Source organism: Reichenbachiella sp., from assembly GCF_039944555.1.
GTDB lineage: Bacteria > Bacteroidota > Bacteroidia > Cytophagales > Cyclobacteriaceae > Reichenbachiella.
In genome coordinates this window covers 222,959-249,602 of record NZ_JBDUYN010000006.1, presented here as the reverse complement: position 1 = coordinate 249,602, position 26,644 = coordinate 222,959, and the positions used below count along the sequence as shown (strand labels likewise).

General features: G+C 39.9%; 22 protein-coding genes. 9 read left to right on the top strand and 13 right to left on the bottom strand.

What is annotated here, in order from left to right; genetic code table 11:
* Nucleotide 1: 1 nt before the first annotated feature.
* Together ABJD64_RS05835 and ABJD64_RS05830 are read left to right on the top strand one after the other, a co-directional pair.
* Nucleotides 2-508, top strand: a complete 507-nt coding sequence (locus tag ABJD64_RS05835; RefSeq protein WP_348179685.1) for a dihydrofolate reductase — start codon at nt 2-4, stop codon at nt 506-508.
* Nucleotides 509-511: 3 nt separating this feature from the next.
* Entirely contained in the window at nt 512-1,309 is a 798-nt protein-coding gene (locus ABJD64_RS05830; RefSeq protein WP_348179684.1) for an SDR family NAD(P)-dependent oxidoreductase, read from the top strand.
* Here ABJD64_RS05830 and ABJD64_RS05825 read toward each other — a convergent pair.
* The 3 genes from ABJD64_RS05825 to ABJD64_RS05815 all read right to left on the bottom strand — a co-directional run bounded on the left by ABJD64_RS05825 (nt 1,306) and on the right by ABJD64_RS05815 (nt 6,137).
* A complete protein-coding gene (locus tag ABJD64_RS05825; RefSeq protein ID WP_348179683.1) occupies nt 1,306-2,070 on the bottom strand; it encodes a YdcF family protein in 765 nt (254 codons plus the stop codon). The two genes, ABJD64_RS05830 and ABJD64_RS05825, sit on opposite strands and share 4 nt — an antisense overlap.
* 8 nt (nt 2,071-2,078) lie before the next feature.
* Nucleotides 2,079-5,114, bottom strand: coding sequence for an ATP-binding cassette domain-containing protein (locus ABJD64_RS05820; protein WP_348179682.1), 3,036 nt, complete (start codon nt 5,112-5,114; stop codon nt 2,079-2,081).
* 117 nt (nt 5,115-5,231) lie between these two features.
* A complete protein-coding gene (locus tag ABJD64_RS05815) occupies nt 5,232-6,137 on the bottom strand; it encodes a hypothetical protein (protein WP_348179681.1) in 906 nt (301 codons plus the stop codon).
* Nucleotides 6,138-6,287: 150 nt separating this feature from the next.
* On the opposite strand from ABJD64_RS05815, the gene ABJD64_RS05810 reads away from it, so the two are divergent.
* The 4 genes from ABJD64_RS05810 (at nt 6,288) to ABJD64_RS05795 (ending at nt 9,039) form a co-directional block, all read left to right on the top strand.
* Nucleotides 6,288-6,923 carry a toxin-antitoxin system YwqK family antitoxin gene (locus tag ABJD64_RS05810; protein ID WP_348179680.1) on the top strand — a complete coding sequence of 212 codons (636 nt, stop codon included), beginning with the start codon at nt 6,288-6,290 and terminating at the stop codon, nt 6,921-6,923.
* Between the two features lie 116 nt (nt 6,924-7,039).
* Nucleotides 7,040-7,345, top strand: a complete 306-nt coding sequence (locus ABJD64_RS05805; protein WP_348179679.1) for a hypothetical protein — start codon at nt 7,040-7,042, stop codon at nt 7,343-7,345.
* Between the two features lie 262 nt (nt 7,346-7,607).
* The gene (locus tag ABJD64_RS05800) at nt 7,608-8,483 is read left to right on the top strand and encodes a hypothetical protein (protein ID WP_348179678.1); all 876 of its coding nucleotides are present in this window, start codon (nt 7,608-7,610) and stop codon (nt 8,481-8,483) included.
* Nucleotides 8,484-8,538: 55 nt separating this feature from the next.
* Nucleotides 8,539-9,039, top strand: coding sequence for a hypothetical protein (locus tag ABJD64_RS05795; protein WP_348179677.1), 501 nt, complete (start codon nt 8,539-8,541; stop codon nt 9,037-9,039).
* A 259-nt stretch (nt 9,040-9,298) separates the two neighbouring features.
* Here the strand turns inward: ABJD64_RS05795 and dnaE are convergent, their stop codons facing one another.
* The 5 genes from dnaE to ABJD64_RS05770 all read right to left on the bottom strand — a co-directional run bounded on the left by dnaE (nt 9,299) and on the right by ABJD64_RS05770 (nt 18,149).
* The gene (gene dnaE, locus ABJD64_RS05790; RefSeq protein WP_348179676.1) at nt 9,299-13,513 is read right to left on the bottom strand and encodes a DNA polymerase III subunit alpha; all 4,215 of its coding nucleotides are present in this window, start codon (nt 13,511-13,513) and stop codon (nt 9,299-9,301) included.
* Between the two features lie 149 nt (nt 13,514-13,662).
* The gene (locus ABJD64_RS05785) at nt 13,663-14,667 is read right to left on the bottom strand and encodes a glycosyltransferase family 2 protein (protein WP_348179675.1); all 1,005 of its coding nucleotides are present in this window, start codon (nt 14,665-14,667) and stop codon (nt 13,663-13,665) included.
* A gap of 81 nt (nt 14,668-14,748) precedes the next feature.
* A complete protein-coding gene (locus ABJD64_RS05780; RefSeq protein WP_348179674.1) occupies nt 14,749-15,501 on the bottom strand; it encodes a succinate dehydrogenase/fumarate reductase iron-sulfur subunit in 753 nt (250 codons plus the stop codon).
* 8 nt (nt 15,502-15,509) lie between these two features.
* Entirely contained in the window at nt 15,510-17,432 is a 1,923-nt protein-coding gene (locus ABJD64_RS05775; protein ID WP_348179673.1) for a fumarate reductase/succinate dehydrogenase flavoprotein subunit, read from the bottom strand.
* 30 nt (nt 17,433-17,462) lie between these two features.
* Nucleotides 17,463-18,149 (bottom strand): succinate dehydrogenase cytochrome b subunit, encoded by a 687-nt coding sequence (locus tag ABJD64_RS05770; protein ID WP_348179672.1) that lies wholly within the window; start codon nt 18,147-18,149, stop codon nt 17,463-17,465.
* A 319-nt stretch (nt 18,150-18,468) separates the two neighbouring features.
* Here ABJD64_RS05770 and ABJD64_RS05765 point away from each other — a divergent pair, with 319 nt between their 5' ends.
* The 3 genes from ABJD64_RS05765 to fabD all read left to right on the top strand — a co-directional run bounded on the left by ABJD64_RS05765 (nt 18,469) and on the right by fabD (nt 22,891).
* Nucleotides 18,469-21,384, top strand: a complete 2,916-nt coding sequence (locus ABJD64_RS05765; RefSeq protein WP_348179671.1) for a gliding motility-associated C-terminal domain-containing protein — start codon at nt 18,469-18,471, stop codon at nt 21,382-21,384.
* Nucleotides 21,363-21,776, top strand: coding sequence for a DCC1-like thiol-disulfide oxidoreductase family protein (locus ABJD64_RS05760; RefSeq protein ID WP_348179670.1), 414 nt, complete (start codon nt 21,363-21,365; stop codon nt 21,774-21,776). The genes ABJD64_RS05765 and ABJD64_RS05760 overlap by 22 nt, the downstream gene beginning before the upstream one ends.
* Before the next feature lie 242 nt (nt 21,777-22,018).
* On the top strand, nt 22,019-22,891 hold the full coding sequence (fabD, locus tag ABJD64_RS05755; protein ID WP_348179669.1) for an ACP S-malonyltransferase: 873 nt from the start codon (nt 22,019-22,021) through the stop codon (nt 22,889-22,891).
* On the opposite strand, the gene ABJD64_RS05750 is transcribed toward fabD, so the two are convergent.
* The 5 genes from ABJD64_RS05750 to ABJD64_RS05730 all read right to left on the bottom strand — a co-directional run bounded on the left by ABJD64_RS05750 (nt 22,888) and on the right by ABJD64_RS05730 (nt 26,579).
* Nucleotides 22,888-23,679, bottom strand: coding sequence for a M48 family metallopeptidase (locus ABJD64_RS05750; RefSeq protein ID WP_348179668.1), 792 nt, complete (start codon nt 23,677-23,679; stop codon nt 22,888-22,890). The genes fabD and ABJD64_RS05750 overlap by 4 nt on opposite strands.
* Nucleotides 23,676-24,164, bottom strand: coding sequence for a DUF4870 domain-containing protein (locus ABJD64_RS05745; protein WP_348179667.1), 489 nt, complete (start codon nt 24,162-24,164; stop codon nt 23,676-23,678). Before ABJD64_RS05745 ends, ABJD64_RS05750 begins: the two co-directional genes overlap by 4 nt.
* Nucleotides 24,165-24,167: 3 nt before the next feature.
* Nucleotides 24,168-24,749, bottom strand: a complete 582-nt coding sequence (locus tag ABJD64_RS05740; RefSeq protein WP_348179666.1) for a DUF4389 domain-containing protein — start codon at nt 24,747-24,749, stop codon at nt 24,168-24,170.
* Between the two features lie 100 nt (nt 24,750-24,849).
* Nucleotides 24,850-25,272, bottom strand: a complete 423-nt coding sequence (locus ABJD64_RS05735) for a RidA family protein (protein WP_348179665.1) — start codon at nt 25,270-25,272, stop codon at nt 24,850-24,852.
* A gap of 17 nt (nt 25,273-25,289) precedes the next feature.
* A complete protein-coding gene (locus ABJD64_RS05730) occupies nt 25,290-26,579 on the bottom strand; it encodes an aminopeptidase P family protein (RefSeq protein WP_348179664.1) in 1,290 nt (429 codons plus the stop codon).
* Between the last annotated feature and the right edge of the window lie 65 nt (nt 26,580-26,644).

The following is a 26,644-nucleotide window of genomic DNA, read 5'->3' as shown; positions in this document are numbered from 1 at the left end:
GATGAAAATAGCATTGATAGCAGCCATGTCCAAAAATCGAGTGATTGGAATCAACAATGACTTGCCTTGGCACCTCCCAGACGACATGAAATTTTTTATGGAAACAACTCAAGGTCACGTTGTGATCATGGGACGAAAAAATTATGATTCTCTACCGAAGAAATTCAAGCCACTTCCTAATCGTACTAATGTTATTTTGACACGACAGGGAGGTTATCAGGTAGAAGATTGTACTGTATTTCATGATATTGATGAAGCTTTTAAGTTTGCCGGAACACAAGGCGAAAATGAGTTATTTGTAATTGGTGGCGGGCAGATTTATCAAATGGCTATGGATCGAGCCGATGTCATTTATCTTACAGAAATAGATGCTGAGATAGAGAATGGAGAGGTCTTTTTCCCTGAGATGGGCGCTGATTGGCGGGAGGTATCAAGAAATCACCATCCCGAAGATGGGAGGCATCAATATTCCTTCGATTTTGTCAAATACGAAAAAATAAGAGATTGAAAGATGAAGTATTTTGAAAATAAAACAATTTGGATAACCGGCGCCTCAAGTGGAATAGGTGAAGGTCTGGTGAAATGTTTGAGTCAAGTGAAATGTAATTTGATCATTTCGGCCCGAAGGGAGGAGCAACTCACCAGGGTAAAAGACGATAATCAAAATACTGCTAGTATCGAGGTACTGCCTCTGGATTTAGCAAACGGACCAACTTTGGAAGATAAAGCAAAGACTGCTGAGACCTTATTTGGAGGTGTTGATATCCTGTTTAATAATGGAGGCATTAGTCAGCGTGATAAGGTGATAAACACCTCTATGGAAGTCCAAAGACAGATCATGGAGGTAAATTATTTTGGCACCATTGCTCTTTCTAAATATTTGCTGCCTGGTATGATAAAAAGAGGCTACGGACACCATGTAGCGGTTACCAGTGCTGTGGGTATCATTAGTACGCCTCTGCGATCAGGCTACTCAGCATCCAAGCATGCCGTTCACGGTTTCTACGATGCACTCAGATCAGAACATTATGATGATGGAATAAAGGTCACCCTCATCTTACCCGGTTATGTAAATACCAAAATATCGTATAATGCTTTAATGGGTGATGGCTCTAAGCAAAACACTTTGGATAAAGCACAAGCTGCCGGATTAACCGTAGATCAGTTAGTAAAAAGATTACTCAAAAGTGTTGCGGCACAGAAGGAAGAAAGCTATATAGGCGGATTCAAGGAAGTTTTTGGCATTTACATGAAGAGATTCTTTCCTGGTATTTTTTCTGTTTTGGTTAGAAAAATGGCGGTAACTTAAATGTATCCATTGAGTTTGTAAGCCGCAACGCCTAGCCATTCCTTGAATAGGATGGTCCAAATTTTCAGTCCGTTCAAGGATGGAATAATGATTTCATCAGGCATAAAGGAAATTTCACCACCATAGTGATCTGTCGGGAAGGTAGAGACATGCAAACCGATTTTATCAAAACACCTTTTCGCTCTATACATGTGAAAGGCACTGGTAATTAGGATAATGCTTTCAGAAGTTTGCAAGTCTAGCAATGCTGAAGAAAATCTTGCGTTTTCATAGGTGTTTCGAGCTTGATCTTCTAGTAAAACATCCACTTTAGAGACGCCACTTTGAAGAACAAAATCTTGAAGCTGATGACTTTCTTTCTTTCCTTCAAATGTCAACATCCCCGAGCCCCCGGTAATTAAAATTTTCTTGATTATACCACGCTTATAAAGATCAACAGCATGGACAATCCTATCTGCCCCTTTGTTGAACTGAATACGATCGAATGGAGGCCTATCAGGGTTTGTAATACCAGACAATACCACTCCATACATATATTTGTCATTTATAGAATTATATGGGATAGGAGCAGGTTCCCAGCTATTAATAGCTAAAGTAGCAATAAATGGGTTAGTGAAAAACAGAAACAATCCGAGGCCCAAAACTCGAAGAAAGAGCTTGTGCTTCCCATTTTTAACAAAGAAGGAAGCAATTACTATCCAGACAATAAGACTGACAGGCATAACCAGCCAATAGATTATTTTAGATAGTATAAAAAACATCGGCCTGCTTACTTACCAAAACTATTGACCACTTTTCTAAACCAATCAAAATATAATGATATAACAAGAAATAGAGACATTAGCCAAATAATCACCACGTTGAAATACAAAGTGTCGTAGTAGTTACCCACGAAGTGTTTCTTTGGAGCATAAAAATGAGATCTGATATCAAGCATATGGTGCGGTGTCGGAACATTGTAAATAGGATATATTTTTTGTATAAGCTCCGTTTTAGTCTCAAGCAGTCTGTTTTCTGCCGTACTATTTTTGAGAAAAAACACGATCGCTTCGTTTTCACTGTCTTTTCTTAATTCTGCAAACGCTTCGGCTTTTTCTTCAGAATCCGTCATAGATTTCGTTAACGCATCGCGATTTGCTGAGGCCTTTTTTAGACGGTTATTATAAATTTTACGCATGATCTTAATGAATTTTTCTGTCTCGTCGAAAACTTCCTTATTGAACTTGTCAGGGGTCAGGTCTTCCAATGACTTGAACTTGTCATTTGGTATACCTCCCAACTGCATTTCTTTTCTCAATTCACTTTGAATAAGCTTCAATTTTTCTTTTACTTTTTGCTTTTTCTCAACATCTCCAGTAGCGAAGTTGGAATGAACAAAGTCGAGATTAGCTTCTATTGCAGAATAGAAATACACGCTTTTGAATTCCGAATTTGCAATTGTCTGATCATACTCAAAGAAATTTTCCTCAAACTCATTGTCTTTGAATTGGGTCACGGCAAGCGCTTCGTAGCCCCATTTGGAAGCCATCAATTCTCCAATGATCGGCACTTTTTTGGAGTTACTCAATAGAGGGTGGAGCTTATCAAAATTGACTACCACACCACTTAATATTAATTGAGGGATTATGAGAAGAGGGATTAGAATATAGATCGTGACTGCAGAATTGAAAGCAGATGAAATATTTAGGCCCATAATATTAGCGAAGCAGGATACACTAAACATTACCAACCAAAAGGAGAATGTCATACCATTGATACCTAATACGAAATCACCAATGAGGACAAACAATAAAGACTGCAAGGCAGACAACCCAAAAAGAATAACCATTTTGGATACCAGATAGCTGAGTCTACTAAGGTTCAAAAATGATTCACGCTTAAGTATTTTTCTGTCTTTAAATATTTCTTCTGCGCTCACAGTTAGTCCCATAAACAATGACACAATGATCGCCATGAAGAAAAAGGCAGGAATGTTTGGATTCTCTTTAAATATATAATCGTTAGAGCCTTCCGGTACGTATCTAATAATAAAGGCAAGAATGAGAGCTAGTAATGGTGCTTCCAATAAATTGATAGCCAGGTATTGCTTGTTGCTAAATTTGGAAGCGATATCACGGCTAGCAAAAATCATTAGTTGTCTGATTCTTCCTGGAATTTTTAGCGTTTTTTCGGGTTCGTCCGGAGATTCTGTAGCTGGTTTGATACTTACACGTTCAGTGAAATAGCCGTTCCAGTCCTGAGGTGATATTTTTCTTTGATCTGTAAGCTTGCCATATTCATCGACTACTTTAGTTTCTATAATATTGAATATTTGCTCAGAATTGACATTACCACACTCTATACATGATCCGGCATCTTTGTCAATCAAATCAACAATATTTTTAAAATATATAACAGCTTCAACGGGGTTGCCGTAATAAATTTGATAACCTCCTACATCAAGAATAACCAGCTTATCAAACATTTTAAAAATCTCTGATGATGGCTGATGTATCACTACAAAGATCATTTTGCCTCTTAAAGAAAGCTCCTTTAATAGATCCATTATGTTTTCTGAATCTCTTGAAGAAAGGCCTGAGGTAGGCTCATCTACAAACAAAACGGATGGCTCTCTCAATAATTCTAGTCCGATGTTGACTCTTTTCCTTTGTCCACCGCTAATGGTTTTTTGAAGAGGAGATCCAACCTTCAGGTTTCTAGTTTCGCTGAGTCCCAAAGCAGACAATGTTTTATCTACCAATTGGTGAAGTTCATCATCGTTTTTATCAGCAAAACAAAGCTTGGCTGCAAAGTAGAGGTTTTCCGATACAGTTAATTCCTCTATCAGCAGATCATCTTGCGGTACATAGCCAATCACACCTTCGACCTTGCCTCTTTCCTTATTAATATCAATTCCGTTAATTCGAACCGTACCTTGGGAAGGTGTCTCGTTACCGTTTAGTACGTTGAGAAGAGTTGACTTTCCAGCCCCACTTCCGCCCATTAACCCTATTAGCTTTCCAGAGCTTTCAGCAATTGTAATATCTCTAAGTCCTTGATGTCCATTTGGAAAAGTAAAGCCGATATTTTCTGCTACAAATGATATTTTCGAATCGATTCCTTCTTCCCTATAGGCAGAAACTACATCGCTATAGTAAATTGGATCAATTTTGCTACCCCTTATTGTACTTCCAGCTGAAAATACAATGATCTTATTTTTTCTAACTGGAATGCCATTTAGTGTAAGCGCAGAATCTCCCATGTATTTCATGAAATACATTTCCAATGCCGGTAGACGGAAGAAAGCTATATATCCTGATAGAAATGATCGTTTTAGATGCTTTGCAGCAGAAGTGGAGCCGTTGGTAGTGCTATCGTCAACGATTAGGATGTTTTCTGCGTCAAGCTGCGATCTCTCTTTTGTAATCACATAAGCCTTAATGTGATCTACAGCTTTGGTTGAAAAATTGAATGACTCACCAATGAGATGAAGAAGTTCCAATTCTCTATCTGAAATTTCACCATCTGCCATTATCACTTCTAGAACTTTGAGAATAACAACTATCTTTTGCTGCTGGGTGAGTTCTTGATTGACTTGCTTGGAAAGAATGCTAATTTCTTTTTGTTCTCCAAATGATACTTCGCGATCTCCTGACATATGGCTGGTCATTTGATCGAAGAGTTGCATATATTTTATGCTCTCGTCTTTACTTAGATTTTCAAGCAAAAAGTCTTCAATTGCGTTTCTTTCGTCTTCAGTTACATCGTCCTCCTTAGCCACTATTGCCAGAAGGTGGATAATGGCTTTTAACAGTTGTTCACTCATAGTTTAGATCGAAATTTACAGATGGTTCTAATCAATAAATATAGGTCAAATTGGGGCATAAATAAAAAAAGCATTGAATAAAGGATTCAATGCTTTTTAGTCAGAGCTAATGGTAGATTACTTTACCATTTCACTTCTAATTCTTTTTACTTCAGAAATAATATCAACTAGCATATCTCGGTTAAGAGTGAAGTTAGGATCACCCTCAGCAATCTTTTTATCAATTTCAGCTAAATCTTCCTGATAGAGAACTCTCAAGATGTCAAATTCAGCTACTACTTCTGCTATGGTCTCATCACTTTTCAAATCCTTTAAAAGCCTAACAACGTCATTCAATGGCTCTTTTTGATCAATAATGATTTTCACCAATGGTTCTAATATTAGATTCCTGCTTGCCTCGGGCAATAAATCTTCAGGGTAAGTGTCTATAACCATTACAGACAAGTAAAGCCCCTCTATATAGCTACCTGAAAGTACTAAGGCAATTGTTTGCAATCTATCTGTTGCCTCTAATTTTTCTTCAGCTACATCCATGGCATAGTTGATCAGATTAGCCAAAGAGTCTCTGTTACCTAAGTTCTTTTCGAACCTTTCCATTAGCTCCAATTCGAATGCAGATGCAATTCCAATTTGATCAGCTAGTTTTTGACAGGCTTCCATATATTTTAAAGCATCCTGTACTTGATCATAAGATGATAAGTATCCTATATCAGTTGCGAATGCCCCAAGGTTCATTGCCGCTTTATCAGTAGAGTTTTCATATTTCGCCACATTGTCAAGGCTATTGATCAAATCTCCATTGAAATCCGATCCAGTAGCTTGCAAGAGGTAAGGAACCTCTGATGGAGGTGGCATATCATGCACCACTTTGTCAATTTCTTCAATGAGTTGGTTTTCAGCTTCTTCAAAGGCTTCAGCCTCGATTTCAGCAGCTACTTTTTTGGAATTACCTCCGCAAGAACAAATGAAAACGGTCAACGCTATAGCAAAGCATAGGTTGATAGTTTGTTTATAGTTGATCATAGTTTGTGTTTTATGAATTTCTCAATGCCAATTTTAATATATTTTTGAATGGATATAAAGCACTGGTTGAAATAATTTGAACCGTTGCGTTCAATTAGATCGTTTTTAAGTGTTAATCGACTATTTATCAGGATTACCGTATTTATTGCTATGAACAAAACAACAATCATCCTTGTGCTGTTCCTTCTCTTTTTTGAGCTTCCTGTGTGTTTTGCTCAAGAAAAGTATGCGACCTTCTATGCCAATGGACAGTTAAAGTCTTCAGGTGCAAAAAATGAGATGGGTAGACAAGGTGAATGGACCTACTATTACCAAAATGGGGATCTGAATGCAATTGAGAGATATGAAAATAATCAGTTGCAAGGTCTATCGATTTCCTATTTCCAGAACGGAAATAAGAAAAGTGAAGAGAATTGGAGGAAAGGTTTGCAAGATGATAGTGCTTTTTTTTATCTGGCATCTGGGAAGTTAAAAAGAAAGGGAGTTTTTCGCTCAGGTTTGTACGAAGGAATCTGGTTGTCATATCACGAAAATGGTGAGCTCAAAAGTAGTGGGACGTACCAAGCTGGGCTTCCTGATGGCCCTTGGGAAGTATACACCGAAAATGGGGTGCTATTTCAAAAAGGTAATTATAATCAGGGCGTTGAAGAGGGTTACTGGGAATTTTACGATGGTGATGGTCAATTAAATTACTCAGGCAGTTACAAGGCCGGAAAAGAGATTGGGGAATGGTTTGAGTATTCAAAAAAAGGAAAGAAGAAACTATACTTTGATTATGGGAAATAACCTGTCGATTGTTTCAGTTCAGTAAAACTGTCAGATTAAGACAATTACCCCAAGTCGGTTTGCTACTTATTTCGAGTTGAATTAATATCGAGGCGAATCATTAACCACAAGTCAGAATGAAAATAATACATACTCTTTTAGTTTGCATTTTCGTAATTTCCGCTTCCTGTTCTGAGGATAGCAAATTGGGACAAAACTTGACTCTTGACGACTTCAAAAAGTCTTTATCTGAGAATATGGGCTATACTGAATTAGTAAATACTTTTGGGGTGCCTTCAGATGATGTTGGTAGCGGTCTGCATATTTACGTCTACCCATTATTGGATCATACCAAAGTACATATTGGGTTTGCAGGAGACAATATTGTTTATGCCTATCAAATGAATTCATCTGATCAGTTAATCTATACGTTGATTGACTAGCTCGATTCAGTACATTGGCTATGGTGTCCAATGCGCATGAAATGAATTTTTAGAAGACCAAAGGGCCCACATAGTGTCATCAAATCGCCAGAGTTAAAGTTAAGTTTTCAATTGAATAAAGGATTCCAAATCAGAAGAAAAAAAATGTGAATCAAATGTTAGATTCAGCTCATTACTAAGGCCGAATTAGTCAATTTTAAACTCGACCTTTGGGGGTGTGAGGCAGTATTTATGTCATCATTAAAAACCAATGTGGCCTCAAGTGAACATTAGATTAAAGCTATTTTTCTCCCTTTGTATATTGCTCAGTTCTTTTGTACTTAAAGGGCAAAATGATAATCCGGTTCGTGCGGAAGGTACTATTCTGAAAATTAATAAGAACCAAAATCCATATTCAAGTAACCAAACCCTGTGGCTAAAAAAAAATGGATTTAGGGCCAGTGAATATGATTGGAACAATGAAGACCTCAATCGTCAATTGGACGCGTGTCTGAAGAGACAAACAGGAGCTAATATTTTTGGAGTAATAGCCGGTGCAAGTGGAATATTGACTCTTCAAAAACTTATCTCGGGTCAAGAAGGTCAGGGGGGCTATTTCTTGCTTTCAATGACTTCAGGACTCATTTCGATTGGAAAATCTAATAAATCCAAGCGTCAGGTTCGACAAATAGAAAAATGGAGATTGGCTCCAGCTTCAGATCGATTAGATACAACCTATCTGCTGGAAGAAAGTAAAAGAGAATTCAGCCTGAAGAGCCCATACAAACCTTCAAAAAACAAATATCTGATTAGAAATGGATTTGATTTGCACGCCTACACCTGGGATAATAGGGCTGTGGATTTAAATCTTGAAAAGGCTATTGCAAGCAGAAGAAGTGGTCACGTCATGTTAGGGATGGCTGGAGGAGCATTTGTTTTGGGTAGTTTTTTCAAAATGCTCTCAGCCATTGTGGAAACTGACGAGGGCAGGAATGATGCAAGTTCTATCGGAAATACATTCTTTATAGCTTCAGGCGGGATGCTGCTGACCTCAGTGATTTTCACTTCATCGGCAAAAAATAAGGTGAGAAAGGCAGAAAAGTTGAGGCGTCTGCCAAAATCTAATAAATCCAGCCTATCAATTAAAGACATGAATTGATCGAAAGTTTATATATTTCCTCACGACAACAATTAAACAAGGCAAAATTAAATCCATGAAGCAACTATATCAATTTTTGCTTTTTTTTCTTCTCAGTATATTTTTTTTCGAGGCGAATGCACAAGACTCGCTACGGGCAGAAAATACAATTTTGAAGGTGCAGCAAATAGAAAGTCCTTATGGCATGTCCAGAACCAAGTTTTTGACGAATAATGGGTTTTCTGTTGAAAATTATAATTGGGAGAATCCTGCCGTAAACTTAAAATTAGAAAGTGCTTTTAGAGACAGGGTGGCCACTCGAGTACTTTTGTGGACAGCAGTCGGTGCAGCTCTCCATGGAGCTTTTTTTTCAACAATCTCTGGAATGGCAGATACTCAGGAGAAGTACGATTCTATTAAGAGAACAAGCAATGGCCTTTTTATAGCAGCTGGAAGTTTAGTCACCGGATCGATTGTGTTTGCTACTACATCAAGAGAAAAACTAAGAAAAGCTGAACGAATCAGAGTACAATCTAAACCTAAAGAATCTACCAATTCAAAACATGATCTATACTAAAATTAGAGCTTTGATATCAATTCAAAGCTTGATCAGGCCATTCTGAACAGAACACTTGGAAAAGTGACTTTGGCTGCGGCCGTAGGATCTTTTGTGCTAGGAGGCATTTCTTATCTAATAAGCGAGATGGCCGATGATGCAGATCAAAAAAATATAATCACAAATCATTATTTAAAGCCTCGGTAGGCTTTGCAGCCGTTTCAGTTGTTTTTTCTCTCAACGCGAGAAACAAGGTTAGAAAGGCCATTGTTTTAAGAGACTAGGCAATTACCTTGTATTGGATTTCATCCATTGCTTCAAGTTTGTCCAGGAGTCCATTATCTGGTTCGATTTTCACCTTTCGAGAAAGTAGGTTGACTTGCATATTCTCCTCTTCATCTACGATGTCAAGCTTGAGCAAACTGCTGCCAGCATATTGAATAGTCAGTTTTTTTATTTCCTGGATTAATCCTTCATTCACATCCTGAAGCCTGATTCTAAGGTTTAGCCCTTTAGTTTTTTCTTCCCGAATCTCGGTAAGTAGATGCATAGACTTCACTTTGAGTTCAAGCTCTTCGCCTTTCCATCTATTTTGTACCCCACATTGAAAGTAAAGAAACCATCCTGTTTCGAAATACTCTTTGAATTTGACATAGTCGTCAGAGAATAAGAAAAAGGTAAATGAGTCGGTAAAGTCTTCCAAGGTAATGGTACCAAAAGGCTTTCCGGTCTTGGTTACGCGATGCCCTACTGCCGAAACCTGTCCAGCGATTTTGATACTGCCTTTTTTCTGAAGCTCTGTAAGATCTCCGTTAAGTTCTTTAATCGCGGTATTACAAAACTGATCAATCTCAAACTTAAACTGATCTAGCGGATGACCAGATATATAAAGGCCAACAACTTCTTTTTCAATTCGAAGTTTCTCCAATTCTGTGAATGGCTCCACGGCTGATACGGTCGGAGTTGGAGTAGATACGCCGGATTCCCCTCCAAACAAGGAAGCTTGAGCACTTGCCTCTTCCTGTTCCATTTTGTTGGCATATTTGATGGCCTTCTCGATCAAGCTCGGCTCGCCGTCATCGGTGATAAGGTATTGTCTTCTATGATAGCTTTCGAAACAGTCGAATCCACCAGATTGAGCGAGCGCTTCAAGTGTTTTTTTGTTAACCGAGCGCAAATTGATTCGGGTGACAAAATCAAAGAAATCTTCGAACTTGCCATTCTCTTCTCGTTCTTCAATGATTGAAATTGCCGCGGCCTCACCAGCTCCTTTGATGGCTCCCATCCCGAAACGGATTTCTCCCGCTTCGTTTACCTGAAAGTCAACGCCTGATTCGTTGACATCTGGGCCCAATACGGGTATTTTTCTTACTCGGCATTCTTCCATAAAGAAGCTGACCTTCTCAATATTGCTCTGGTTGTGTGTGAGCACTGAGGCCATAAACTCGGCTGGATAATGTGCCTTTAGGTAAGCCGTGTGATACGCCACAACGGAATAACAGGTGGAGTGTGATTTGTTGAACGCATAGGCAGCAAAAGCCTCCCAATCTTTCCAGACTTTTTGAACCTTAGTCTCCTCATGGCCTCTTTCGAGACAGCCTTCGACGAACTTTGGTTTGAGCTGGTCCAGCAGTGCCTGAATTTTCTTACCCATGGCTTTACGAAGCATATCGGCTTCGCCTTTGGTAAACCCGGCCATGGACTGGGAGAGGAGCATCACCTGCTCCTGATAGACCGTAATCCCGTAAGTTTCACCAAGATACTCTTCCATCCCATCGAGGTCGTAGACGATGGGTTCAGTGCCTTGCTTACGAGCGATAAAGTTTGGAATATATTCCATTGGACCTGGACGGTACAAGGCGTTCATCGCAATTAAATCTTCAAATCTATCAGGTTTTAAAGAGCGCAAATGCTTCTGCATACCGGGTGACTCGAACTGGAATGTTCCATTCGTTTCTCCACGCTGATACAGTTCATAAGTCTTTTTGTCGTCAAGCGGGATTTCGTCTGGAATAATTAGTATGTCGTGCCTCTTTTTTACATTGGAGCAGGCCGTTTTTATGATCGACAGCGTTTTTAGACCCAAAAAGTCCATCTTCAGCATGCCGGCGTTTTCTACTACGCTGTTATCAAATTGTGTTACTAGTAGATCAGAGTCTTTGGCCACGCCTACAGGTACGTGTTGGGTAATATCGCTTGGTGTTATGATCACTCCGCAGGCATGAATGCCAGTATTCCTTACCGAACCTTCAAGCACTTTGGCTTGCTGGATGACTTCCGACTTCAGACCATGACCTGCTTCCATAGCCTGCAGCTCCTTGACTTCTTTGAAGGCCTTCTCCAAACTGATGCCTGGTCTTTCGGGGATTAGTTTGGCTATTGAATCGGTTTCTGGTAAAGGCAATTCCATCACACGACCCGAATCTCTGATTGAGGATTTGGCGGCCATGGTGCCGTAGGTAATGATTTGTGCCACCTGTGTTTTGCCATATTTGTCTATGACGTACTGAATTACTTTGTCACGACCTTCGTCGTCGAAGTCAATATCAATATCAGGAAGGGATACACGATCTGGATTCAGGAAACGCTCAAATAGAAGGTCATAGGCTATCGGGTCGACATTGGTGATCCCAATGCAATAGGCGACTGCCGATCCCGCTGCCGATCCCCGACCCGGACCAACAGACACTCCCATTTCTCTGGCAGCAGTTGTAAAATCCTGGACAATGAGAAAGTACCCTGGATATCCTGTGTTTTCGATTGTTTTCAACTCAAAATCCAGCCTTTCGTCAATCTCAGAAGTGATTTCTTCGTACCGTTTCTTAGCACCTTCATAGGTAAGGTGACGAAGGAAATTATTTTCACCGCGTTTGCCACCATCTTCTTCGTCTTTAGTGTCTTTGAATTCAGCTGGGATATCAAATGCTGGAAGCAAGACGTCTCTTGAAAGCTTGTACTCTTCGACGGAATCAATCAACACCTGAATATTCTCAATGGCTTCTGGTACGTCAGCAAATAGAGCTTTCATCTCCTCCTGAGATTTGAAATAATATTGATCGTTTGGCAAGGCGTCTCGATAGGCACGACCTCTGCCTACTTCGTCATTGATACTTTTGCCATCCTTAATACAAAGCAATACGTCATGCGCTTTAGATTCCTTTTGGTCCAGATAGTACACATGGTTAGAGGCAAGCGCCTTAATGCTGTGCTTTTTAGAAAACTCGAGAAGTATTTCATTCAGGTGATCCTCTTCAGCCAGTTGATGTCGGTTAAGTTCAATATAAAGATCTTCTCCAAACTGCTCTTTCCACCACAAGAGCGCCTCTTCTGCTTTTTCTTCTCCCTGGTTTAAAGCAAGCGATGGTACTTCACAACGCAGTCCTCCTGTTAAACAAATCAAGTCTTTTTTGTATTCTACAATTAGATCCTTGTCAATTCTAGGATAAAAGCCATAAAGCCCCTCCATATGACCCAAAGAGCAGAGCTTGGCCAGATTGTGATAGCCATTTTTGTTTTTGGCCATTAGCACAATTTGAGTCATTCGGTCCGGATTGTCCTTGGTGAATTTGGTCGTTTTTCGATCTTCCGAAATAAAGAATTCGCAACCCAAAATAGGTTTGATACCTTCTTTGAGTGCCCCTTGAACAAACTGATAACCGGCATACATATTACCCAGGTCGGTAAGGCCTACAGCGGGCATGTTGAGTTCTTTTGCCTTGGCTATTAGATTCTTTATTTTGGGCGTTGCTTGCAGTACTGAGAATTGCGAGTGAACGTGTAGATGACAGAAAGGGGAGGTGATGCTTTTGGCCGCCTCGACATCTATGCCAACGCCTTTATTATCGTCCTTGACCGCAAAATTAGCAGCTGCTAAATCGGGTGCCTCGTATTTGATGTTCTCTTTGGCTGTATCATCGAGGGGAGTGATTACTCCTTCGGTCAAGAGTCCGAAGAAACACTTAGCCGTGGCATCCACATCATATGCAGCGTCATGAGCATCATCGAAACCAACACCAAACAATTTGGTATGTAGCTCCGTCAGCGTAGGCCACTTGAATTTACCACCTCGACCTGGAATAGCCACAAAATCGGTTGATTCGTCCTTGGTGTCAATCGAGTCAACTGCAGAAAGATCATTGGTCCGTTCTTTCCTCAGGTATTCTGCACCAACAATGTTGAGATCAAACTCAACATTATGACCAATCACTGCTTTGATGGTTTTCAGATCTTCTGAGAAGTTGCTTAGAACTTCATTGAGATCGTGTCCTTCCTCTTCAGCGCGTTTAGTTGAGATACCATGAATTTTCTGAGCGTTGAATGGGATAGTATACCCTTCTGGCTTGATAATGTAATTCTTATCACTAATGAGTGAGCCGTCATTTGCGTGTACCTGCCAGGCTAATTGCACCAATCGTGGCCAGTTATCTAAATCCTCAAGAGGAGCATTGTAATTCTTGGGTAATCCAGTGGTCTCGGTATCAAATATCAGGTACATGTTTTTTGCTTTTTGGCTCGAACAAAGTCAGACGAAATTGACTTTAAAGCTAGAAATTTTGCAGTGATAAACGACGGGGAAAAGACGGAAGTTTTCCACAATCTTAATAAAGCCATGAACCTTGTCAGGTTTTAGATTGCGAAGAGATTTTATCCCGCAATTATGTAAGACTTGCCTTCTTGATAATTTTTTTGGCAGAGAAAATCTCGTACTTCGTTTCGTCTATTCCTGTTTGTGATATAACTAAGAACAAATGATTGTTCAGTCAGGTGAATATCTTCAAAATGAATGCAGGGGTAATTTTTTAGTCGTTTGTTTTTTTTGATATCAATGTAACCTTCAATTTCAATCGCATGTTCCTGCAACCATTGACTTCTCTTATATCCCAGTTTGCCGGCACCCCAGATCCAAACCCGAGTTCGATCAATGGCTTTGAGATATTCAGCCAGATATTTTGTTTTGATCTGAAAAAAAGCTTCGGTTCGGTAGCGTCGATCGATTCTGGTCAGTCTCAAGTCTGAGTCAGACCAATCAAGCAGGGGAGTAGTGAGCTTTTCTATTTGATGACCTTTGGCCATAGCACGAAGAAACCATTCATAATCCTCCGGGAAATCTCCTTCTTCTAAATATCCGATATGCTCAAGGGTTGATTTTCGAAACATGAGTGTGGGATTGACTACTGGAAATTCTACAAATCGATTGTTGTAAATCTCTTCCCAAGTCTTAAGACTATTACTCCAATTCACAAAGTGATTGAAATCTTTTAGATCAGTTTGCTCTGACTTGTAGTTGACCTGTGTAGCGGAAATTGAGATATGCGGGGTGTCTTCAAGATGTTTAAGTTGCAGCGCCAGCCGCTCAGGATGTGCAATGTCGTCCGCATCCATGCGAGCGATATATTTTCCTTTTGCGGCTCTCATTCCAGTGTTGGCGGCGAAGACCACACCTTGCCTAGATTCGTTGAAAAGCCTGATTCGAGAATCGGTTTGAACTAGTTTTTCTATAATTTTAAGACTTCCGTCATCGGAATTATTGTTAACTAGAATCAACTCAAAGTCTTTGAATGTTTGACGAATAATACTTTGAACGGCCCGCTCTAAAGTTGTTTTAGCATTGTAGAAGGGAAGAATGACTGAGACAATTACGTAATGCATAAGTCTAAATTAGTCAATTGAGAAAGAGACAAAAAAAGACCGCCAATTGACGGTCTTTATAATTTCTATAACTGCATAGTTCTAAATGTTATCTGAAGAAGCTTTCGCCGCTAGATATTCTCTATTCAGTCTTGCGATATGCTCAATGCTAATTTCCTTGGGGCATACTGCTTCACAAGCTTGTGTATTGGTACAGTTACCAAATCCCTCTTCTTCCATCTGCGCAACCATATTTTCTACTCTGGTCTTGCGTTCTACCTGTCCTTGTGGGAGCAAGGCCAACTGAGAAACTTTCGCAGCCGTAAAAAGCATGGCCGAAGCATTCTTACATGCGGCTACACAAGCGCCGCAACCAATACATTGCGCAGCATCCATAGCCTTATCAGCAATTACTTTCGGAATGGCGATTTCATTGGCATCTGGTACTCCTCCGGTGTTCACATTTACATAACCACCGGCCTGAATGATTCTGTCAAAAGAACTGCGATCAACAACTAGATCCTTATGGACGGGGAAGGCCGCAGCTCTCCATGGCTCAATCACAATGATATCACCATCTTTGAAGCTTCTCATGTGCAATTGGCAAGTTGTGACTGCATCTTTTGGTCCATGAGGTTTGCCATTGATATATAGTGAACACATGCCACAAATACCTTCTCTACAATCATGGTCAAAATGAATAGGATCATTGCCGGCCCTTGACAAGTCTTCATTCAATACATCCAGCATTTCAAGAAATGACATGTCCTCAGATATATCTGAAACTTTATAAGTTTCGAATGCACCTTGATCTGTGGCGTTTTTCTGTCTCCAGATTTTTAATGTTAAGTTCATATCAATTCTTATTTATAGCTTCTTTGAGTCAATTTCACATTTTCGAATTCAAGCTTCTCTTTGTTGAGTTTTTCTTCTTTGCCTTCGCCCTGATATTCCCAGGCGGCAACATAAGAAAACTCATCGTCGATTCTTAAGGCTTCGCCTTCTGGAGTTTGCGATTCTTCTCTGAAGTGGCCGCCACAAGATTCTTTTCTGTTTTGTGCGTCATCGACCATTAATTCACCTAATTCTATAAAATCGGCCACTCTATTGGCCTTTTCAAGCGACATATTCATCTCTTCATTGTCACCAAGTACCTTCACGTTTTTCCAGAACTCTTCTTTGAGAGCTTTGATTTTTTCCTTGGCGATTTTCAAACCTTCTTCGGTCCTGGCCATGCCACAATATTCCCACATAATGTGGCCCAATTCTTTGTGGAAATCATCTACCGTCTTTTCCCCATTGATATTCAAAAGAGTATTGATTCTTTCCTTGACAGCCGTTTCTGCTTTTTGAAACTCCTCATGATCTGTTGGGATCTTGTCGTATGGCATATCTGCCAAATAGTCCCCGATTGTATAAGGCAAAACGAAGTATCCATCTGCTAGTCCTTGCATCAGCGCACTGGCGCCCAATCTATTGGCACCATGATCGGAGAAGTTGGCTTCTCCGGCAGCATACAAGCCAGGAACTGTTGTCATTAGATTGTAATCAACCCAAAGACCACCCATTGTATAATGTACCGCCGGATAGATCATCATTGGCATTTCATATGGGTCATCTCCAGTGATTTGTTTATACATATCGAAGAGATTACCATACTTGCCTTTAATTGTTTCATATCCGTCACGCTTGATTGCATCTGAGAAGTCAAGGAATACAGCCAATCCAGTATTACCCACGCCGCGACCTTCGTCACACATTTGCTTGGCATTTCGAGAAGCAACATCTCTTGGTACCAGATTACCAAACGCAGGATATTTTCGCTCCAGGTAGTAATCTCTATCCTCTTCAGCAATCTTGGCAGCATCAACTGCTTTCAAACCTTTAACGGCTGTTTTAGGAACCCAAATTCTACCGTCGTTCCTAAGTGATTCAGACATCAAAGTCAATTTAGACTGGTGATCGCCTGATACAGGAATACAAGTAGGGTGGATCTGAGTATAGCATGGATTTCCGAAGAAAGCACCTTTTTTGTGTGCCCTCCAGGCGGCTGTTACATTTGACCCCATGGCATTTGTAGAAAGAAAGAACACGTTTCCATATCCTCCTGTTGCTAAAACGACGGCATGAGCACTATGAGATTCAATTTCCCCAGTTATCAGGTTTCTGGTAACGATACCTCTTGCTTGCCCATCGACAATCACAACGTCAAGCATTTCAGTTCTGGCATGCAGCTGTACCTTGCCAGAAGCGACTTGCCTGCTTAAGGCACTGTAGGCACCTAACAGGAGTTGCTGCCCTGTTTGACCCCGAGCGTAGAAAGTACGCGATACTTGAGCTCCACCGAAGGAACGGTTATCTAATAGTCCTCCATAGTCACGAGCGAATGGAACGCCTTGCGCTACACATTGGTCAATAATATTGACCGATACCTCGGCCAGTCTGTGAATGTTAGCCTCCCGACCTCGGTAATCACCACCTTTGATGGTGTCATAAAAAAGTCTAAAAACGGAGTCTCCATCATTTTGATAATTTTTTGCGGCATTAATACCACCTTGAGCAGCGATACTGTGTGCTCTTCTCGGACTATCTTGAAAGCAGAAAGATTTCACATTGTAGCCAAGCTCTCCAAAGGAAGCAGCAGCTGAGGCTCCGGCCAGACCGGTACCCACTACGATGATATCATATTTTCTTTTGTTGGCAGGATTAACCAGTTTGCTTTTGAACTTATGTTTAGTCCATTTTTCAGCTAACGGTCCTTCAGGTATTTTGGAATCTAAAGCCATTATGTATAGGTCTTGAAGTCTTTTAAATGATTAAAATTTAATTCCGAGGTACATGCAAATTGGAATACTCGCAAATCCTAGAGGAATCAGAATGGAATAAATCAATCCTAGTTTCGAAATGAAAGGCGTGTATTTCTTATGATTAAGTCCCATTGACTGAAATGCACTTGAGAAACCATGGGAAAGATGGAAGCTCAAGAAAATCATGCAAACAACATAAAACAAGACGAATAATGGATTTGAAAAAGCAAAATCCACTATTGCGTAACCATTTTGGACAGCTAAACCATCATAAGTCAGCATGTCCAAACTACCATTTTTGAATTCATACCAAAATCCTTTAAGGTGTGCAATGATGAAAATCAAGGTGATGATACCAAGCAATGCCATATTTTTAGAAGCCCAACTACTTTTTGAATCTTTGGTGGCCACCTTATATCGAACATTTCTAGCGGCTTTGTTTTTCATGGCTAGAACTAAACCATCTATCACATGTACGATGATAAAAAAGAAGTTGCCATAAGAAACTATCTTAATGAATGGGTTATTGGCCATGCTATGGGCATAGATATTGAATGCCCGGCCTCCGTCATTGGCGAGAAGTTGCAAATTTCCGGCCAAATGAACAACAAGAAATAAAATTAAGAATAGCCCAGTCAGTGCCATCAAGAGTTTTTTGCCGACGCTGCCTGTTAGTGTTTGTGTAAACCAACTCATACTACGATTGTTGAAAATTTAGATGCTAAATGTTGCCCCAAATATATAGGTGGGGCACATAGCAAGCAATGGAATGCGAAATTCAGTTTTAGTATTTAGACTTATTATAAATTAGAGTTGGGATTTTTGAAAAAAATGCAATTCCGATGCAAATTAAATATTAAGAATGGTGCATGAATTACACCATGAATGCCGTTTATCTTATATCTTTAATGCCAAAGATTCTTTTGTCTCCTATGCGGTTTGGAACAAAAAGAGTAGGGAATGAGTTGAAAGAATTGTTTCAGCATTGAACTTCGATTATAAACCTTTGACTTTGATGAGATATCGTGCAGTACTTAGAGTATTAGGACTATTAACATTGTCTGTTGTTTTTTGCCTTGAGAAAGCAATTGCTACTCACATTAGGGCGGGTGAGATAGTGGCTATCCGAACGTCTAATTCCAGTCTTACTTATAAGTTTACCGTGATTGGATATACTGATACCGGGTCATCTGTGATATTCGGAGGAGGTGAAATTGATTTTGGAGACGGTACTATAGTGAATCTGACAGAGTCAGCAGAGAATAGTGGAACAACCCCACTTGAAGATGAGGTAGCCTATAATTTCTTTGAAATCACACACACATTTTCGGCACCCGGTAAATATACTATTCGATACAATGAAAGAAATAGAAATGCTGGTGTCCAAAATATGTCAAACTCAGTCGACACCCCTTTTTATATCGAGACGACCATACTGATTGACCCATTTGTCGGACTTAATAATACACCGGTATTTTTGGTTCCTCCAATTGACAAGGGAGCCGTAGGTGCAGCGTTCTTGCACAATCCTGGTGCGTATGATAGTGATGGAGATAGTTTGTCATATCGGATTACTACTCCCAAGCAATCTTTTGATCGTAATGTGAATAATTATTTATCCCCAAATGACCCGGAATTTTACGACGGTAATTACCTTCAAGGTAATGAAGCTCAGAATGATGTGCCGGTTTTTACAATTGATCCCATTTCTGGCAATTTGCTGTGGGATGCACCCGGTGCACCCGGTGAATACAATATTGCATTCATCGTAGACGAGTGGAGGAAAATTGAGGGGCAGTGGTTTTTGCTTGGTTCTCTGACAAGAGACATGCAAATAATAATTGAAGATACTGACAATGAGCGACCTGAAATTACCCCTCCACCTGATCTATGCGTAGAGGCAGGTAGTACAATCAATGAAATAATTACAGCTACAGATCCTGATGGCCATGAAGTTAAGATTGAGGCCTTTGGTGGACCTTTTCAGCAGGATATAAATAGCGCTACTTTTACTCCGAGTCCAGCCATTTTTCAAAATTCACCAGCAAGTGCAACATTCAATTGGCAAACGACATGCGAACTGGTAAGACGACGCCCATATGAAGTCCAATTGAAGGCCACGGATAATCCAGATTTAGGCCCTAAGCTTGTTGATTTTAAAACATGGAATATCACTGTTGTAGCTCCAGCACCCACAGGACTTACAGCTACTTCTCAACCTGGTCGCTCTGTTCAGCTAAACTGGAATTCGTATTCAGGCTGCATTGGAGCCAGTCATATGCAAATTTGGAGGAGGGTAGATTCATATGCTTTTCTTGCCGAAGATTGTGTAGTGGGATTGCCAGAGTCTGCGGGTTATCAATTGATTGACACAGTGGATGTAAGTTTAACTACCTATTTGGATGATAATAATGGGAATCGACTTGCTCCCGGGGCAGAGTACTGCTATCGCATTGTGGCTGTCTTTCCTGAGCCTGCTGGAGGAGAAAGTTATGCTTCCTCAGAATCTTGCATTGAAATGGGCCTTACTGCACCAATCCTTGTCGAAGTAGATGTAGAAGAAACGGATGATGAAGCTGGCCAAGTATTTGTAAAATGGCAATTGCCTGAAGACCTTGATTTGAATGATTATGAGTATGAACTAGTTCGGTTCGAAGGACAAGGTGGACTAACCAACCCAGATACAATTGTGACGGACATACAGTATATCCCGGGAGTCAACTTTTTGACTTTTACCGACGTCGTAGATTTAAATACTAAGAGCAGCTCCTATCATTATGTGGTCAACATGATTACATTATCAGATGATAATATTGTAGATTGGTCAGCTCCAGCTTCTACAGTTTGGTTAGAAACCTCTTCAACAACAGAAGCGCTTATTTTGAATTGGGAGGCCCTTACGCCATGGTCGAACATTGTGCAGCCTGAAGTTGGGGATCCTGCTGATAAGTTTTATCACGAGGTTTACAGGTATGCTTTTGATGGATTTATAGCTGAGGAAGATTTGACTACGGCCGACTTTACTTTTTTAACTACTGTAGACGCAGCAGTGACAGGTCTATTTTATGAAGATAAGCACGATGAGACTACAAATCCATTGGATCCGAACATTGTTTACTATTATTATGTGGAGACCAAAGGAAGTTACGGCAATGATTTAATTGAATCTCCTATAATTAATAAATCTCAGTTTAATTCAGCTCAATTGGATGATGGAGTGGCTCCAAATTGCACACCTGTTCTGACATTTGATAGTGATTTTGATTGTGCAAATTATCTATCAGATCAAAATTGCTCGTTTTCCAATTTTTTTAGAGACCTGAGCTGGACTTATGATTTTGGCAATTGCGACAATGATGTAAAAGCCTACCGAATTTATTTTTCAGAGGATGGAAGTGAGGAAGGTTTTGGTGAGAAAGGAGTTGATTATGTGGCGGAAGTGCAGGGTACGTCATTTACTCATACAGGATTGGGGTCTTTCAAGGGGTGTTATCGAATCACGGCTGTAGATAAAGCTGATAATGAAGGGGAATGGGATGTTGAGCAAACAATCTGCGCGGATAATTGTCCAAACTATGTACTTCCTAATGCCTTTTCTCCAAACAATGACAACAATAACGACAGTTTTACGGCCTATTTAACCAATAGCGTAGAAGGTATTGATATACCTCTTTGTCCAAGATTTGTTGAACGCGTAAAATTTGAAGTTTTTGATCGTTCAGGTGGTGTGATTTTTGACTTTGATTCTGACGGCTCGGGAGGTGAAGGCCAAAGTGTCAATAGTATCTTGATCAATTGGGATGGAAATACAAATACAGGCAGGGAATTGCCTTCAGGGGTTTACTATTATGGTGCCGATGTAACTTTTGACGTTCTCGACCAAGAAAATAGTCAGAAGACGATAAAGGGATGGGTCCAAATAGTCAAATAAACAACTTGGTGCTTTATGATGGTGTTTGCAGGTTTTGCAACAGCTCTGTGAATTTTATTCTAAATCATGAGAGAAATCAGAAACTCTTATTTGCACCGCTACAATCAGATTTGGGACAGTCAGTGCTAAGACAATTTGAGCTCCCTAAGGATTATACCAATAGTTTGCTATTCCTGTCAGATGAAAAGCTTTACTCGCATTCAAATGCGGCATTTAAGATTGTTAGTTTTTTAAAGATGCCGTGGCAAATTATTTTAATTCTTCGTTTCCTTCCCACGTCTATTACTGACTACTTCTACAACTTGATTGCCAGACATCGCTACAAATTAATGGGGAAAACAGAGGCCTGTGAAATTCCTGCTCCCGAAAATAAAGGACGGTTTTTAGAATGACAGTTTTGGGTTAAGTTTGCCAGCAAATTTTAATTAAACACAAAGTAAAACGAACGAGTAGGCTCAATTATTAATTTTTCAATTAGAAAATGATTGAATTTCTTGAAAGTTTCGTGTGACTAAAAAAGTAAAATCAAAACACTTGGACCGTCCATGTTCAAATATTTATCTGCTTAAGAAGTAATGATTATTTGAAAAAATGGAAGGTTCCATTTGACTATTAAAAGACAAATCATAAACAAATGAAAGCATACATATTCCCGGGACAGGGTGCGCAATTTACTGGAATGGGTAAGGACCTTTATGAGAGTTCAAGTAAAGCAAAGACTCTTTTTGATAGTGCCGATCAAATACTAGGTTTCGGCATTACTAAAATTATGTTTGAAGGTACAGCTGACGAATTGAAAGAAACTAAAGTGACTCAACCCGCAGTTTTTATTCACTCTGTAATATCTGCACTTGTCAACGAAGATTTTAAACCGAATATGGTGGCAGGTCATTCGTTAGGAGAATTTTCTGCTTTAGTGGCCAATCGTACTTTGACATTTGAGGACGGTCTTAGATTGGTGTCTCAGCGTGCACAGGCTATGCAAAAAGCTTGTGAGCTAAACCCTTCTACGATGGCAGCAATTCTGGGTCTTGAAGATCAGACCGTTGAAGAAATTTGTGAAGGAATTGATGAGGTCGTGGTTGCTGCAAATTACAACTGCCCCGGACAATTGGTCATTTCAGGATCTAATAAGGGTATAGAAGTGGCTTGTGAAAAAATGAAAGAAGCTGGAGCTAAAAGGGCATTACCGCTACCGGTTGGTGGGGCTTTTCATTCACCTCTGATGGAACCAGCAAGAGAGCAATTGGCCTCAGCCATCGAATCCACAAATTTTGCTATGCCTACTTGCCCGGTCTATCAAAATGTGGATGCTTTACCACATGACAATGTTGAGGAAATAAAGTCGAATTTGATTTCTCAGCTTACGGCTCCTGTAAGATGGACGCAATCTGTAGAAAAAATGGTAGCAGATGGAGCCACAGAATTTATTGAATGTGGTCCGGGTAAAGTGTTGCAAGGTTTAGTAAAGAAAATTCACAGAGAATCCGAGGTAAGCGGGATTTAATCTAAGTATGCTTTTACCATTTCCCAATCAAGTGGGATGGGTTTCTCATTGAAGTCATCAGGTAGTAGAAAATCTGATGACTTTTTTATTCTGTCATTTCCTAATGGATGGGTACTCAGGAATTTTAGTTTTTCGTGAAGGTCAGACTGATGTTTCGCTTTCATTTTTAGGAAGAATTGAGCCAATCTTCTCGGATTTATTTGACTGTCAAAGGCTAGCCGTAAGGCAAAATCATCTGCTTCTTCTTCATTGAGCCTATCAAATGAAGTAGATATTGTGAGCTTGCTAAGTTCTGAAATTAGCACTGGATCTCCACCAGTTATGATGCTGAACAAGACCTCTATTCCAATGGTTTTAACTAATTTTTCTACCACATGCCTGTTTTCTGCATGACCGATTTCGTGAGCAAGAATGAGTGCAAGTTCATCAGCAGAACTAACCTCCTCAATAAGACCTGAGAAGATATAAATGTTTCCATTCAAGGCAGTAAAGGCATTTACATCTGGGTTGTCGATCAAATGAAATTTGTATTCATACTGTGCAGAGTCCAAATTGGACAAAAGCCTATTCGTAATGATTTGAAGGGAAGAATCTAATGACCGATTTTGGATTACTTCAAAATCAGTCATTAGATATTCTGTCATAAGTTTGGAGAGCTCAGCTTCGTTTTCCGCCGAAATTGAAAAGGGATTTTTGAACTCTTCGTAGTCATAATAGGAAAACCCTCCCCAAACCAGCAAGAATATGGCTATAAGTATTCCTAACTCTTTCAGTGCGCCCCATTTCATAGTTTAGGCGGTAAATTTACATCGGAAGTTTGGTCTGCCTCATCACGAATTTGGTAAACCTGATGGTAACATAATTTTCCGAAAAACAGGAAATAATACATTTTACCATTTCTGGCCTTCACAGCACCAACGATGCTGAAAGCGAAGTATGCCAGGTTTAAGACTACCATCATGATCAAGTAACCAAAATAGCTATCCGTTGTTTCAAGATTGTCAAAAAGAAAAATTTGGAGCGTCCAATACATAGCGCCAGCATTGACCAAGGTTGTTGGGACTTGACTCCAAAGGGACTGTAAACTATGAAACCGCACAAATCTTGTGTTTCTTTTTTGAACAAAGAAATAAACGACCGAGGCAATTAAATTGATGATTGGTAAAGGAAGACCTGCACCTATGGCAGCAAACATCATGAGATAAGCACCCATGGCGTCTTCCTTTTCCTTTTTGCTCAACTCATTTGGTTGTTCGAGATCGTAATATTCCATATGTTATTTCCCGGAAAACGGCGGATAGTCATCGGTCATATATCCTAGATATAGTTGTACTCTCAATCCCCATCTAAGTGTGCCAACGATAAATTCGTGCCAAGACTCTGGAAACTTACCAGTAAATAGTACGCTCCACCACCCGAGGAACAATAGAACTAAGGTAGCAATGGTTCTGAAAATAAGTAGGATACCATGAGGTATCGCAACGTAAACAACACCGAAAAACAATTTAAGAAGTTGAGTCGATCTACTTAAATTGTCGGGATATGGAATGTCCAGTGTAAAAGCTGGATCCTCTCTCTCCAGTCCAAAGGCAGGATAGCCATCTGAAAGGTTATATAATCGAAGATTTACCCTGGTCGACCACTTCATAAGTTTAACCTGGTACTCGAAAAAACTTTCAGGATAACTGCCGGTAAACATGATAATCACCCAGGATATGAAGGTTAAAATAGACCCCCAAAGACCTAGAAAGGCTAAGATTAACATGTGTGGAAGTACAATGTAGAAGTATCCGAAAAAGGATCTTAGGAGTAATTCACCTCTGGAATAGGACTCCTGGTGCGTAACAGTAAATGTCATAATAGTTATTGTTTGGTTGTAAAATGGAATACCGAATATACATCGAAAATCTTATCATGACAAAATGCTGATATTCAATGGATTTACAGGGATTTTATGCCTATTGAATAGTTGCAATACATTTCAGTTCGATGGCTATTGGGGTTGGGAGGGAGTTGATTTCCACCGTTGTTCTACAGGGCTGATTATCTTTGAAATATTCAGCATAGATGCTGTTGTAGGTCTTGAAGTCTTCTTTCATATTGGTTAGAAAAACAGTTACATCAACGAGTTGATCCCAAGATGAACCTGAGGCTTCCAAAATCAATCGAATATTTTTAAATACCGAATGACACTGTGCTGCGATGTCATATGACTCGATTTGACCGCTGGCATTCAGTTCTACTCCAGGGATTATTTTTGTTCCTTTTTCTCTGGGCCCTACACCAGATAAGAATAAGAGATTGCCGACTTTTCTGGCATGAGGATAGAGCCCAACAGGTTCTGGCGCTTCATTTGAGTTTTTAATTGATTCTTCGTTCATTTCTTTGATATTGAGTTCTAGGCGTTCATTAAGCTTTCGATTTCATCTGCATGAATTGGGATGTTTTTCATCAAGTTAATATGGCCGCCCTTGGTAATTGTGATATTATCTTCTAGTCGGATACCAATATTTTCTTCGGGGATGTAGATGCCTGGCTCAACCGTAAACACCATGCCAGGTTCAAACTTTTTATAAATACTTGCTACATCATGAACATTTAGACCTAAGTGATGAGATGTGCCATGCATAAAGTACTTTTTATACGCTGGCCACTCCGGGCGTTGTTTTTCAATATCTACCTTGCTGATAAGACCTAAAGCCAGTAATTCTCTTTCCATTATTTCGCCAACGGCCTTGTGATACTCCGGAATAGCATTACCAGGTCTGAGTAATTCTGTAGCTTCATTTTTCACCCGTAGTACAGCGTCATAAACTTGACGTTGTCTTTTTGAAAATCTTCCGTTGACTGGGATGACGCGCGTCATATCTGCGTTGTAATTGGCATATTCAGCACCCACATCGAAAAGTATGATATCTCCACTTTTACACTGCTTATTGTTTTCAATATAATGCAGCACACAAGAATTACCACCGGAAGCAATGATTGGGTCATAGGCAAACCGAGTTGCTCGATTTCTTAAGAACTCGTAGGAAAGTTCAGCTTCAAGTTCGTATTCCCACACACCGGGTTTGGTGAATTCCAGTATTCTTCTGAATCCTATTTCCGTGATGTCGCATGCATGTTGTAATAACTCGATTTCGCGTGATTCTTTCACACATCTCAAATCATAGATAAGCGGAGCAATTCTTTCATATTGATGTAAAGAATATTGATCCATGCACCACTTTGTAAAGCGATCTGTCCTGCTTTCAACTTTTGATCCATTACGAATATGCTCGTTTGAGTCGAGATAAATATTGGAACTTTCCGCAAGAATAGTGTTCAAAATTGATTCAAAATCAGTGAGCCATCTAACGTTCTTAATACCTGATGATTCTTCAGCTTCTTGCTTTGTATACTTATGGCCTTCCCATATTGCGATTTCTTTACTTGTTTCCTTTATAAATAGCACTTCTCTGAACTTTTCGTCAGGAAAATCCGGAGCAAGTAGTAGAATGGATTCTTCTTGGTCTATGCCAGATAGATAAAATATATTGGGATCCTGTTTGAACGGTAAAGTGCCGTCCGCAGAGGTTGGCATTATATCACTCGAATTGAATATGGCTACTGAATTTGGCTTCAGCTTGACTTTAAGCTTGTTCCTATTTGTTGTAAACAACTCTTGGCCAATAGGTAAATACTTCATGTTGTCTTATTTAATTATCAATAGGCGAGCGCCTTATCGAGACCGTAAATCTAGCTTTTCTTTAA